Here is a 12,481-nt window from a genome sequence, read left to right as displayed (position 1 = left end):
TGCGAAGAGTCAAGGAAAACTGCGGAAAAGGGCCCGGATTTGAAGGATTTGGGCCATTTCCTCACCCGCCATTGAATCCTGGCCCCGCGCTGCAACCAACGGGTTCCCGCGCCGTTGTCCCCGCGAATTGGCATTCGGGCAAGGGCTTTTCATGGCAACGGATGAGTTGGTCAAGACGACGGGCATCGCCGATCACGGCGGCGCGCGGCTGCCGTCGGTCGACGTCGACAGCTTCAACATCGAGATGAAGGACGAGGACGGCTTTCTCGGCGACCGCGCCAGCAAGGGCGCCTTCCGCGAGATCCTCGAGCGCTGGCGCAAGCCGCTGCGCAAATCGGGCGAGGACCCCTTTGGCAAGGAGCCCTCGGAGAACATCAGCAAGAAGACGCTGGATGCGATCCTCGTCAGCGACGATGTCGAGGCCTCCGCGGTGGTGCACAGCGCCATCGAGGATTTCGCCCAGGAGCTTGCCTACGTCACGCGTCGTTTCCTCAAGTCGAAAGCCTGGGCCAAGACCGAGCGCATCGTGGTCGGCGGCGGCTTTCGCGATTCACGGCTCGGCGAGCTCGCGATCGCGCGCACCGACATCATTCTGAAAGCCGAGGATTTCAAGATCGATCTGGTGCCGATCCGGCATCATCCTGATGAAGCCGGCCTGATCGGTACGCTGCATCTGGCGCCATCGTGGATTTTCGAGGCCTATGACAGCATTCTCGCGGTCGATATCGGCGGCACCAACATCCGCTGCGGCCTCGTGGAAACCGGCTGGAAAAAGGCGAAAGACCTGTCGAAGGCCAAGGTCGTGAAATCCGAGCTGTGGCGTCATGCCGACGACGAGCCGACGCGCGAAGGCGCGGTGAAGCGGCTCACGAAAATGCTGAAGGGGCTGATCACCGAGGCCGAGAAAGACGGCTTCAAGCTCGCGCCCTTCATCGGCATCGCCTGTCCCGGCGTGATCAACGCGGACGGGTCGATTGAAAAAGGCGCGCAGAACCTGCCGGGCAATTGGGAGAGCAGCAAATTCAACCTGCCGGCGAGTTTGATCGAGGGCATCCCTGTCATCGGCGAGCACGACACCGCGATCCTGATGCACAATGACGGCGTGGTTCAGGGCCTCTCGGAGGTGCCGTTCATGCAGGATGTCGATCGCTGGGGCGTGCTCACCATCGGCACCGGCCTCGGCAATGCCCGCTTCACCAACCGCCACAAGGACGGCGGCAACGGCAAGGACCATGACTCCCCGGAGAACGGGAAGAAGAAGGCCAAAGACAGCGACAAGGCAAACAACAAGAACGGCAAGAAGGGCGGCTAGCTGGCGTTTTCAAGCGAAGTGGACACCGGTTCGCGTCGAGAAAACGCGTAGAAACTTGAATCTGGAGTCCGGTACCGATTTCATCGGTGCCGGGCTCCAGAGTAACCTTGACTGGTTAGGTTAAGGACCGGATTGCGTTGCGGCGCACCAGCTGCACGCTAGGGTCGAATGGTCGGCTCAAGCCGGCCGGCGAAGCCGCCCTTCCTGGCCGGCATTTTCGATGAGCGGCACGGGACCGCCAGTATTTACCGCGTCTGGCGGTCCCACCCGTTCTCTCAATGCCCCTGACATCTGATATCTCGCTGCAAAACGCGACCTCATCCTGAGGGCCCGCCGCAGGCGGGCGTCTCGAAGGATGGCGGCGGGCGCGCATCTCGCCACGTTTGTATTCACATCCGATAGCCCTACCTCTTGCGGGGAGGGCTTATCCCATATGACGTCCTGGCCGGGGCCTCAGCAAGCGCCTCGTCCTTCGAGACGTCCGCTTCGCGGTCTCCTCAGGATGAGGCTAAGCGGCATCTTTGCCCGTGGGAATTGCTGACGCGCACTCCGTCCTCATCCTGAGGGCCCGCCGCAGGCGGGCGTCTCGAAGGATGGGCCGCAGGCAACCTTCTCGCCACGCTTTTCCCGCGACTTAACTCCAGCCAATACGCTGAAAGAACGCCGCGATCTCCGTCGCCGCGCGGTCCGGATCCTCGCGATGCGGGAAGTGTCCGACGCCGGGAAACATTGCCAGGTCGAGCTCGCTGAACGTCTCTGCCAGCCGGTCAGTCCAGGCATAGGGAAACAACGGATCGTGCTCGGCCCAGCGCACGCAGGTCGGCACATGGATCGGCGCAAGCCGCGGTGCTTCGTCCGTCATCATCGTGACGCGCGCTGAATGCGACGCGCGATAATGCGCAAAGCCGCCGGCAAGATTGCCCCCTTTGAAGAAATTGTCGCCGAAGAGATCGAGCACGTCATCGAACGCGTCCTTGCGATGCGCCCAGCCCTTCAGGAAGTGCGCAATATAGAGCCGGCAGTTCTCGCGGCTCGCACCGACGAGCCGGGGCGCCATCTCCATCTGGTGGAAAGATTGGTACCAGATGTGGTTGAGCCGATCAGGCGCCGCCATCCGCGGCCCGATGCCGGGATAGACGAAATCGAAGAAGAACAGCCCGGCGAGCCGCTCGGGCGCCTGGCGGCCGAGCTGTTGCATCACCGCGCCGCCGACATCATGGCCGACGACCCCGAATCGGTCGATGCCGAGTCCGTCCATCAGCGCCAGCATGTCGGCCGCATGGCCGTCCGGCCGTAAGCCCCGTCCGGCTTGTCGCTGTCGCCAAAGCCGCGCAGATCGGGCGCAACCAGTGTGAAACGGTCCGAAAGCCCTGATATCACCGGCTCCCAGGTCAGCCAGAATTCCGGCCACCCATGCAGCAAAAGCAGCGGTTTGCCGCGGCCGGCGCGAACCAGATGGAATTTGGCGCCGTTGGCCTCGATCGTCAGGTGCTCCATGGCAGTTCCTCTCGAAGGCGAAAGCGTTTTCGAGCGGAGTGGACCCCGGTTCGCGTCAAGAAAACGCGTCAAAAAGAGAATCTATAGGCCCGTTCCGGTTCATCGGAGCGGGCCTATAGAGGGGGTGGGGTGAACGAGGCAGCGGATTTTCCCCTTTCGCGCCTTGTCTGTCCCGCCATCCTCGCCTAGAACACGCCCAACCACGGGGGCCCGCCCCCGATCTTGGCGCCTTGGAGAGGTGGCAGAGTGGTTGATTGTACCGCACTCGAAATGCGGCATAGGTGCAAGCCTATCGGGGGTTCGAATCCCCCCCTCTCCGCCATAACATTCTACCTTCCAACTCTTTCCACCTGCCCGTTATCGCAGTCGTTGCTCCGACATAGGTCGCGGTATCATCGCCAGCTTTCGACGAAAGTTGGCCCGCCTCCCTAGGGCCTTGCTTGTTGTAGTCCAAGTACAACTCCACTAGCGTAAAGCGGTGTGAATGCAGCCTGAAAGGGGGGAAGGCTGTGCCGGATTCAATTGTTTTTGAAATTGCTCTGCTTGGAATGAGCGTGGCGACTGTTCTGAGTACCACGGCTTGTTTCTATCTTTACCGGTGGCGCCAAATAATCACCGCGGAGCGAGCCCTTTTTGTTCCCGAAGAATTAGTAGCTCGATTTCGAGCGTTGACGGCTGAATTTGCTCGACAGGAACGGCTAGTCTCGACCAGCGGAGAGGGGACTGCGGCGCTAATTCGTCTTCTCGAGAAGAAAGTTGACGTTGCGACGGTAGCAACCTCCGACCTAGCTAAGGCGTCCAGGACTTGGCAAGACGCTCTTGATGATCGCGACACTGAGATTCGTCGACTCAAGGAAGGCTATGACTTCGAAGTAATGCGACGCTTTGTAGGTCGATTTGCGCGGGCCAAATCTGCGGCAGATGACTTTTACCAAGAGAGTGATTTCAGCGCGAAGGCCTTCGATCATGTGCGGCGATTGCTTGCAGATGCACTAGAGGAATGCGGCGTTGAGGAGTTCGCGCCAAAGGTGGGGGACGATTTCCGCAATGTCGAGGGAGTTGAAGACAATCCCCGAACGATCGCGACAGGCGATCCAGCCGAAGCATTTCGGATAATCGAAGTTATGGCCCGCGGCTATAGGTTCACTCGGAACGGTCAGGGCGCAGTTATTCTCGCGAAGAAATGCAGAGGATGAACGTTCGGATAGAGCGAGACCTACGCAAATATATGGAGGGCGCGCTCGACGCGAAGATTAGTGAATTCAAGCAGAATCTTCTGCTTTGGATAATTGCCCGGAACCTTGCCAAGCTTGGTCGACTGACTTCCGAAGTTCAAGCTCGAATAGGCGCTGAATTAGGGAGCGAGACCACACGAAAGCTGAGTTCGTTTCTGCGGGAACTCTCTAAGCAGGAGGCTGAAGCCGTTACCCTTGAGAAATTGAGGGATGCGCGAGAGCAGCTTGAAAGCTTGATCCCACGGAAGTTCGCTCACGAAGTGGAAGTACTGCAAGCGCTTGCTGACAGAATAACGTTCGACGGAGATGCATCGTAGACATCGTGCAAGCTTATCTATCCGGGGGCGGAATACATTTCATCGTACGAAATAATCGGAAGCTTCCGCGATCAGGCCTTCCTGTCGCTAGGATGGGCTGGGACAGGGGAGCGCAACCGGCACGAGCCCGCGCTACCGCTGCAGACGCCCGGGGGCCGACGATAATGTGCGTCAGGCGCATCGCAATGATGACATCGTGCTCCTGTTTTGCCCGACGTGTCAAACGACGCGTGTGATCATCCGAAACCGCCGGCGCTACGATCGTCGCTTGTCCCATCGACCGCCGAAAACGCAAACGGCAGTCAGGCAGCACTGTCGGCACTAACGCGCTCCATTGCCGATTCAGACCCATCTCCACCCAGCGAGCGCCGCTCTCCAAGTTTCACCCATCCCATCAAATGCTTCGTCGGACCCAGCGGGCGTCGCCCCAACCGCCGCCGTCTACTGTGCATGGGGTTGTTTTCGAGATTTTTGTTGCCCGATCGCGGAAAGCAGCCGCAGAACGATGCTAGATTGACGTTGGCATCTCAAAAAGTGGGACGGATATGCAATCTGCGGGCAGCGGCTGGGGCAATGGGCTTCTCGGCGTCATCATCTTCAGCGGGTCGTTGCCGGCGACGCGGGTGGCGGTCGGCGGTTTCTCGGCGCTGTTCCTGACCTCCGCGCGCGCGGTCATCGCGGCGCTGATCGGTGCGGCCGTGCTCGGCCTGCTCCGTCAGGCCTGGCCGCGGCGCAAGGATCTCGTCTCGCTCACCATCGTCTCCATCGGCGTCGTGGTCGGCTTTCCGCTGCTGACCGCGCTGGCGCTCCAGCACATCACCTCGGCGCATTCGATCGTCTTCATCGGCCTGCTGCCGCTGTCGACCGCGGTGTTCGCCGTGCTGCGCGGCGGCGAACGGCCGCAGCCGCTGTTCTGGCTGTTCGCGGTGCTCGGCAGCGCGACCGTTGCGGGCTTCGCTCTGTCGAATGGCGGCACGGCGTCGGTCACGGGCGACCTGCTGATGGTGGCCGCGATCGTGCTGTGCGGGCTCGGCTATGCCGAGGGTGCCGCGCTGTCGCGCCGTATCGGCGGCTGGCAGGTCATCTCCTGGGCGTTGCTGCTGGCACTGCCCTTGATGCTGCCGCTCGTGATCTGGACCTGGCCGTCGACATGGAGCGGCGTCAGCGCGCCTGCCTGGATCGGGCTCGCTTACGTCTCGATCTTCAGCATGTTCGTCGGTTTCATCTTCTGGTATCGCGGGCTCGCGATCGGCGGCATCGCGCGCATCGGCCAGTTGCAACAGCTGCAGCCATTCTTCGGCCTCGCACTGGCCGGCTTCCTGCTGCACGAGCCGGTCGCATGGAGCATGATCGCCGCGACCGCGCTCGTCGTCGTCTGCGTCTTCTTCGCGCGGCGGTATGCGTGAGGGCTGCGCGCCTCACCCCCGTTCCATCACCGTCCGCGTCAGTGCGCTTCGCACAAACTTCTTCAACGGCATCGGCTTGCCGAACAGATAGCCCTGCACGCGGTCGACACCGAGCTCGTTGACGGCCATCAAATCGGCGCGGCTCTCGATGCCCTCGGCGACGGTGCGCGCGCCGTAGCCTTGGGCGAGCTCGACGATGTGACGGCACACCGTCCGCTTCAGCCGGTCATTGCTGCAGCCGGTGACGAATTGCCGGTCGGCCTTCAATTCGATGAAGGGGATCTTGTCCAGCTCCATCAGCGCCGGCCAGTTGGCGCCGAGATTGTCGATCGATAGCCCGATGTTGTGGAAACGCATTTCGCGCGCGATCTCGGTCAGGAATGCGAGGTCGTGGATCGCCTCTTCGCTGGCGATCTCGATCGTCAGCCCGCCGAAGGCCGGATGCGCCGGCACCCGGCGGCAGAGATCGCGCACGGCCTGCGGGTCCCGGAGGTAGGGCGCGGGCAGGTTGATCGACAGATCAACCGCGCTCTGCCGCTCCAAAAGATAGTGCCAATCCTGCAAGGCGCGCTCGATCACGAACTCCGACAGGTCGCGGAAATGCGGATCATGTGCGTCGGGAATGAAATAGGCCGGCGGCACCACGCCCCAGGTCGGGTGCCGCATCCGCACCAGCGCCTCGGCGCCGCGGCGAACCAGTGAACGAGCGTCGATTTTCGACTGGTACCAGAGCTCCAGCCAGCCCGCATGCAGGGCCTCGCCGACATGCACGGCCGGGCTCGGCGCCGGCTCCTCCGGCAGCAGCATCGCGACGCGCTCGCGCAGCGTCTCGGCGGCAAAGGGCGTGGTCAGCGGCGGCAGCATCGCAAGTCCGTATTCGTCGCCGACCTGCTGCACGGCCTTGACGATGATGGACTCGCGGGCGCCGACGGCCAAAACCTTGCCGTCGAAGGCCTCGCGGACCAGCGTCTCCAGGAATTGGCCGGGCTCGATGCCGTCGGCGGCGATGCCGAGCAGGATCAGGTCCGGCAGGTCGGTGGCGAGCATGGTCTGCAGCTCGCTCGCACTGCTGCATTCGCTGGTGACGAAGCCGAGATCCTCGAGCACCTCACTCATGAAGGCGCGCAGATGGCGCTTGCTGTCGGCCACGCAAGCGCGCGGCATCATCTTCCGCCGTCCGAAGGTTTTTAGCCTTCGTCCGGCGAGCTCACCAATCCCATCGTTCATCGCAAACCACTCCCGTTCCGCAGCCGGTGTTAGCGACGGGAGCAGTTTCAAATAAGGAGGGCTTCAGTCGATTGTTGAATTATCTGGGTAACGTTAAAGCCCCCATCATTCCTAAAATTGTTCGGATTTCCTTCGAGAAGCTTTTACGTCTGCCCGCGCCTTGCGTGCGCGCGTCCGACAATCATGCAGGATTTTCGCAATGTGCAGTTCGGCGGCGAGCGCGGCCGTGTCCTGTAATTGGACGAGGCGGCGCGTGCTTCGCCCAATTGAATAATGGACGCCTCAATTGGCTGCGGCTTTGTCGTGCTCGGCCATGAAGATCGCATGCGAGGCATCGGAGAATAGGAGCGACGGGTCAGGTCCAAGAACTCATTTCGCGCGCTGCGCGCATGTTTAGACGTCGCGCGCGACAGTTATGCGACGACTCGCCCCCTCTGCCGAACAGACGAGTGTGAAGTACCTCACATGCGTATTGCTGCGCTTGCGCTATTGGTGCGCGTAGCCGGTGGTGGGCTGTCAGGGATTACAGCTATGACAACGCGGCGGATGATCTATTGGTGGTTCAGGTTCGTGATGTCAGGGCGATTTCTCAATCGCTTCCTGTGCCTGCCGCACGCGCCCGAATAGCGCGCAGGGGAATTAAGTCGCCCCGATCAATTTGCGAAACGCCGCCGCGCCGTCCTGCACCGCGTCGCGGCCCTTCCAGGCCAGATAGCTCAGCTTGCCACCCAGCGTGTCCTGGCTGCGCAGCCGTCGTGATCCCAGGATGTGACCGACATTGGCGGGGAAGCGGCTGACTTCGGCGGACACCAGCGCCGCGATCGCGTCCATCAAGTACTGAAGCCGGACACCCCATTCGCTCTGCTCGATGCCGTCGATGCGGAGCTTGAGCGCATGTTCGGCATCGTAGATTTCGGTGAGCAGGTCGCGTGCGACGAGGAAACGGTTGTGGCGGAGTGCGATCCGCAGGGCAAGGCGCTTGTCGTCGAGCCGGTCGAGCACCATGGGAACGACGCAAGCATAGGGCGCCGCTGCAACCTCGGCAGCGCTCTTGCTCGCGGCCGCCTTGGTCGCAAGGTATGCGAGCTGCCAGAATGTCTTCAGGCGCCTGGCCACCAGCGCCAGCGCAAAGGGCAGCGCATCGGGATGTGCCTTCTTGAAAGCGTCGAGCCGCGCGGTGATCTGGGCGATCTGGGCGTCGTCGAATTTCGAGATCGTCTCGGGCAGCTTCTCGTTGAACTTCGGCAGCACGTTGCCGACGCGCAGAACTTGCTGCATCTTCTTCACGTCCTCGAAGGCGGTCGGTGAGGCCGTGTATTGCGCGAGCTTGCCGCGCGCGAACTCGGTGCTCTCCGCCGAGGCGAGAGTGTTCTCGAGCACCTTGACGACCTTGACCTGAAAGGTCGTCGCGATCTTCAGCACTTCCGTGGGATTGTTGGCGGTGACCTGGTCGTTGATCGCCTTGACGTAGTCGCGCGCCATGGTCGGCAGCAGGTCACGGCAGATCCATTCCCAGATCGGGGTGAGCGTGTTGCGCGAGATCCGCCCAGCATTGGCGTGCTCGGGCGCGCCGTCGATCAGCAGCAGCTCGAGCGGTGCGAAGAAGTAGCGCGAAGGATTGGTGGCGCGCGCGTGGGTCGATCCGTCCTTGCGGAACTCGGCGCGCAGTTTGGCCTGGACGCCGGAGGAGCCCGGCATGTCGATGCCGCACAGTTCGAGCCGTTCGAGTTCGCTGAGCAGACAGCTGCGCGACAACGGCGTCAGCTTCTGCAGAAACTCCGATAGCTGGTCGATCTCGTCCATGGCACGCAATCTCTCGCAATGATTCCAGCAGGCCTTTCGGCCCAATGCATGGAGGCATTTGCGCGCTCTCAATTGTGACAAAGAGAAGCAGGCCGCCGTTAATTTATTCGTAAAATCCGGGGGGCGCCGCGGGCGAGCAGAGTATCGTTAAGAAGGCCTTCGGCGCTCTGCTTATGATTTAGGCAGATTTATCAACCCTGACATAGTCAACGACATGGAGATGCAAGCACAAATTGTGCCTGCGTCGCTGTTTCAGCACAAAACTGCCAAAATAACCGTAGTCTTAGGGAGCAAAAAGTTAACATAGATCACGATGGGTTCCGTTAAACGGGTCACATGGGGTCACAGAACGATACGGTTGCTGATTCGCGGCCGTCGGAATGGTTCGAAAGCAGCACTTCTGCACCTGAAGAGCTCGATTTCGCCCGGTTGAACGCCGCCCGCGTCAAAGCGGCTGACGAGACGGCCGCGGCCATCGCCCGGGAACTCAATGGCCCCCTGACCGCACTCCTGCTCTACATGGGCGAAATCAAGCACCACAGCGATCAGCTTGCGCCCGTCTCGGCTGACCGCGCTTACTTGCAGCAGGTGGTAGAGAACGCGCTGGCGCAGACTGAGCGCGTCTGCGGCCTGGTGAAGCAACTCGCCGGCTCCCACAAGGGCGCGCTGTCCGCGCCGTCCACGACCGAGGATGCCGAGTTGAGGGCCGGCCGCGCGCTGCCGGCGCCGCGCCAGACGGTCTCCGAATTCCCGAACCTGTCGGGCAAGCGGCTGACCAAGCGCGAGCGTGAAGTGCTGCGGCTGATCAGCGAGGGGTTTTCGAACAAGCAGGGGGCGCTGCGGATGCAGATCAGCCCGCGCACCTTCGAGAGCCATCGGGCCGAAGCGATGCGCAAGCTCGGCGCGCGCAACACCGCGGACCTCGTCCGCGCGGCGCTGCTGCATTCGATCGATTGAGGCCGTCGTCTGACGCCGCCTTGGTGGCGTCGCGGTCTGGCCTGGAGCATGATCCGGAAAAGTGCGTCGCGGTCTTCCGAAAAGATCAGGCTCAAACAATAGACTAAAGCGCGATGACTCTCATCGCGCCTCAGAAATAATCTTCGGCAAAGGGGCGCACGCGCGAATTGGGCCGCAGCGCCTTCGGCTCTTCTTTCGGCGCATTCGGGATGATGGTGATGATCCAGCGCGGCGGGAGCGTCGAATCCTGCTCCAGCACCGAGCGGACAAAGCCCGTCACCGTGGACTCGCCCGCCTTCACCGTGGCCATCCGGCCGTTGAACTGTGCGATGCGGAAGCGACGGACCTCTTTCTGGTCCTCAGTCTCATAGGTGAACATGGAAACCCTCCTGGTTTCCGGCGACTATCGCTACCTATGATTAGTCATCTGTGAAAATTGCCAACCGTATAAGTACGGCGGACGCCGGCGGGGATGGTCAGCCCTGCGGCTCCTGCGCCTTCGCGGCGGCGAAGGCCGCGTCCATCTGCGGCAGTAGATCGCTGAATTCGGCGTCGTCGAGGGTGTCGGCGGTGTTCTCCAGCCGCAGCGCCAGCGCCGCGAGCCTGAGATAGCCGAACGTCCTGGCCGTGCTCTTCAGCGAATGCGCCTCGCGGGCGATCCGGCCACGATGCTGGCCGAGCGCGAGCGTGTGAAGCAGCTTGAGCCGCGCGCTCGTATCGCTCCAGAACACCGCGCGCACTTCACAGGCGCCGTCCTCGCCTATCTCGCGTACGAGCGCGTCGTACGCGCTCGCCTCTCGCAGCGGTTCAGATTCGAGTGCGCTCGGCGCCGGCGCGAAAGTGGCTTCAAACATGGCTCTGTCCCGATCCCAATCGTGCGCGTCGCAGTCCCCTGAGGCACGAGGCATCCAGATGTCTAGGCCATTCTGATTTCACTTCCGGTGGTGAGACGCACGGTGTTTGAGGGCCGCCGTAAGCGGTTGGTTTACCACGCGCCGCTCGGCGTACGCCGTCACGGCCCGAGCAGCCGGTCGTACTGGGCCTTGACCGTGGCGTAGCATTCGCACGCCGTCTGGCGCAGCCCTTCCAGATTGAGGATCTGGATGTGTCCGCGGCTGTAGTGGATGAAATTGGCCTGCTGCAGGGTGTTGGCGACCAGTGACACGCTGTTGCGCCGTGCCCCGATCATCTGCGCCATGGACTCCTGGGTCAGCAGCAGCCGGTAGTCGCCCGACAGATCATGGATGTGCAGCAGGCAGCGCGACAGCCGTGACTCCACCGGATGAGCCGCGTTGCAGCCCGCGGTCTGCTGCACCTGCGCGTAGACCGCGAGCCCGTGGCGCGTCAGCAGCGTTCGCAGGGCAGAGCTCTGTTCGGCCGCGATGCGCAGCCGGTCGAGGTCCATCACCGACGCGACGCCGGGAACCAGCACGACGGCCGTGTTCAGCGCCAAGGCATCGCCCATGGTCGAGAGTGTCCCGAGCAAGCTGTCGCGGCCGATCATGGCGACCTGCACATGCTCGCCCTTGGCGAGTTTCACAACCAGCGAGATCACGCCGCGGTGCGGGAAATAGGCGCGCTCGAGCGTCTCGCCGGTCTCGACCAGCACGGCGTCATGCTGCAGATCGATTGTGCGCAGATGGGGGCGGATCAATTCATAATCGTCTGCCGACAGCGCCGACAGGAAGCCGTTGAATGGGCGCACCATCGTTTCCAAAGCTGCCTCCCGTCTGGTCAGCCGAGAAATCTCAGTTCCATCTTGTTACCAGGGGGATAAGTTGGCAATTGCGGACATTACAGATCGCGTGGATTTTTCGTATGAGCGCCGGCGTCAAGGCCGGACTTCCAGGAGTCGCGCCGCGCCCGCTTTCACCCAAGACAGTCTCTCTGACCAATTCAATCGCGATGAGATGAGGACGCAACAGATCGAAAGTCTGCAGCTTGGCGCATTTGCAGCAATCGGTTGGGCGGTGGGCCGCTCGCATCATGCAGGATCAATCCTGCGTTCCATTGCTTCGCGCCATTGCGTGGTCTGGCCGCAGACCTCGCGTTCGTGCCGTTCGCAGGCTGCACGCGGCCGACCACGCGCGCGGTCATCATCACCATTTCAATGCAAGCGAGAGGAGAAAGGCGTCGCCACGGTTCAATTATTGAATCGCCGAAGCGGGAAGTTCAAACCACGATAGAAAGTCCGCACCGCCGCGCGGCTGGGCTAGCGCGTTATTGTTCGCGACGCTCGTGAGGTAAGAGTCCGTTTACCGCGAGCGCAGTCCTCGCGGATTTCAGCACGACATCGACAGCCGGTCACACAGGCGATTCCGATCGCGCGTGATTTGAGTCAATTCGCGCGGGCCGTGCACATCTCCCGATTTTGACGGAATTTTTTTGCGCATGTCGTAGCGTCGTTATCCGCGCGTTTACCTGTTGCACCTTCGATCGGATGCAGCGTGCCGGATCTGTCGAAAACCGCAGCCCCGCGCGGTTGAATAGCAAACTTCGCTTCAATATCCGTATTAGCACGGAGGATGAAATTAACGGGACCGTGAAATGGGTTGTCTAACGATCTAGGAGCGGACTTCCGCCCGTTCCAGATGCGGCGCAGGCGTCGAGGTCCAGCTCAGTAAGGCGTAGCTCATGGATGATCTGTTGCGGGAGTTTCTGACGGAGACCAGCGAGAGCCTGGACACCGTGGACAATCAGTTGGTGAAGTTCGAGCAGGAGCCGAAC

9 protein-coding genes, 1 tRNA gene and 1 pseudogene are annotated in these 12,481 nt (G+C 61.8%); 5 read left to right on the top strand and 6 right to left on the bottom strand.

The features are described 5' to 3' along the window. The first annotated feature begins 151 nt into the window (after positions 1–151). Complete coding sequence (locus tag ABIA96_RS21175; RefSeq protein WP_354138994.1) at positions 152–1,312, top strand: ROK family protein; 1,161 nt, start codon at positions 152–154, stop codon at positions 1,310–1,312. 634 nt (positions 1,313–1,946) lie between these two features. On the opposite strand, the pseudogene ABIA96_RS21170 reads toward ABIA96_RS21175, so the two are convergent. Beyond that, positions 1,947–2,809 (bottom strand): annotated as a pseudogene (locus tag ABIA96_RS21170) (alpha/beta fold hydrolase). 232 nt (positions 2,810–3,041) lie between these two features. On the opposite strand from ABIA96_RS21170, the gene ABIA96_RS21165 reads away from it, so the two are divergent. The 3 genes from ABIA96_RS21165 (at position 3,042) to ABIA96_RS21155 (ending at position 5,767) form a co-directional block, all read left to right on the top strand. After that, positions 3,042–3,131, top strand: a tRNA-Ser gene (locus tag ABIA96_RS21165). A 187-nt stretch (positions 3,132–3,318) separates the two neighbouring features. Continuing rightward, positions 3,319–4,005, top strand: a complete 687-nt coding sequence (locus tag ABIA96_RS21160) for a hypothetical protein (RefSeq protein ID WP_354138993.1) — start codon at positions 3,319–3,321, stop codon at positions 4,003–4,005. Between the two features lie 901 nt (positions 4,006–4,906). Further along, on the top strand, positions 4,907–5,767 hold the full coding sequence (locus ABIA96_RS21155) for a DMT family transporter (RefSeq protein ID WP_354138992.1): 861 nt from the start codon (positions 4,907–4,909) through the stop codon (positions 5,765–5,767). Between the two features lie 12 nt (positions 5,768–5,779). Here the strand turns inward: ABIA96_RS21155 and ABIA96_RS21150 are convergent, their stop codons facing one another. Further along, positions 5,780–6,994 carry an EAL domain-containing response regulator gene (locus tag ABIA96_RS21150; RefSeq protein WP_354138991.1) on the bottom strand — a complete coding sequence of 405 codons (1,215 nt, stop codon included), beginning with the start codon at positions 6,992–6,994 and terminating at the stop codon, positions 5,780–5,782. A gap of 639 nt (positions 6,995–7,633) precedes the next feature. Then, positions 7,634–8,797, bottom strand: coding sequence for a hypothetical protein (locus ABIA96_RS21145; RefSeq protein ID WP_354138990.1), 1,164 nt, complete (start codon positions 8,795–8,797; stop codon positions 7,634–7,636). Between the two features lie 336 nt (positions 8,798–9,133). Here ABIA96_RS21145 and ABIA96_RS21140 point away from each other — a divergent pair, with 336 nt between their 5' ends. Beyond that, entirely contained in the window at positions 9,134–9,754 is a 621-nt protein-coding gene (locus ABIA96_RS21140; RefSeq protein ID WP_354138989.1) for a LuxR C-terminal-related transcriptional regulator, read from the top strand. A gap of 130 nt (positions 9,755–9,884) precedes the next feature. Here the strand turns inward: ABIA96_RS21140 and ABIA96_RS21135 are convergent, their stop codons facing one another. The 3 genes from ABIA96_RS21135 to ABIA96_RS21125 form a co-directional block, all read right to left on the bottom strand. Beyond that, complete coding sequence (locus tag ABIA96_RS21135) at positions 9,885–10,133, bottom strand: hypothetical protein (RefSeq protein WP_354138988.1); 249 nt, start codon at positions 10,131–10,133, stop codon at positions 9,885–9,887. Between the two features lie 97 nt (positions 10,134–10,230). Next, positions 10,231–10,608: an Hpt domain-containing protein gene (locus tag ABIA96_RS21130; RefSeq protein WP_354138987.1), complete on the bottom strand. Its 378-nt coding sequence runs from the start codon at positions 10,606–10,608 to the stop codon at positions 10,231–10,233. A 158-nt stretch (positions 10,609–10,766) separates the two neighbouring features. Beyond that, on the bottom strand, positions 10,767–11,462 hold the full coding sequence (locus ABIA96_RS21125) for a Crp/Fnr family transcriptional regulator (protein ID WP_354138986.1): 696 nt from the start codon (positions 11,460–11,462) through the stop codon (positions 10,767–10,769). Between the last annotated feature and the right edge of the window lie 1,019 nt (positions 11,463–12,481).

This window comes from Bradyrhizobium sp. LB11.1 (assembly GCF_040549385.1).
Lineage (GTDB): Bacteria > Pseudomonadota > Alphaproteobacteria > Rhizobiales > Xanthobacteraceae > Bradyrhizobium.
This window is presented reverse-complemented; position numbering and strand designations above follow the sequence as displayed.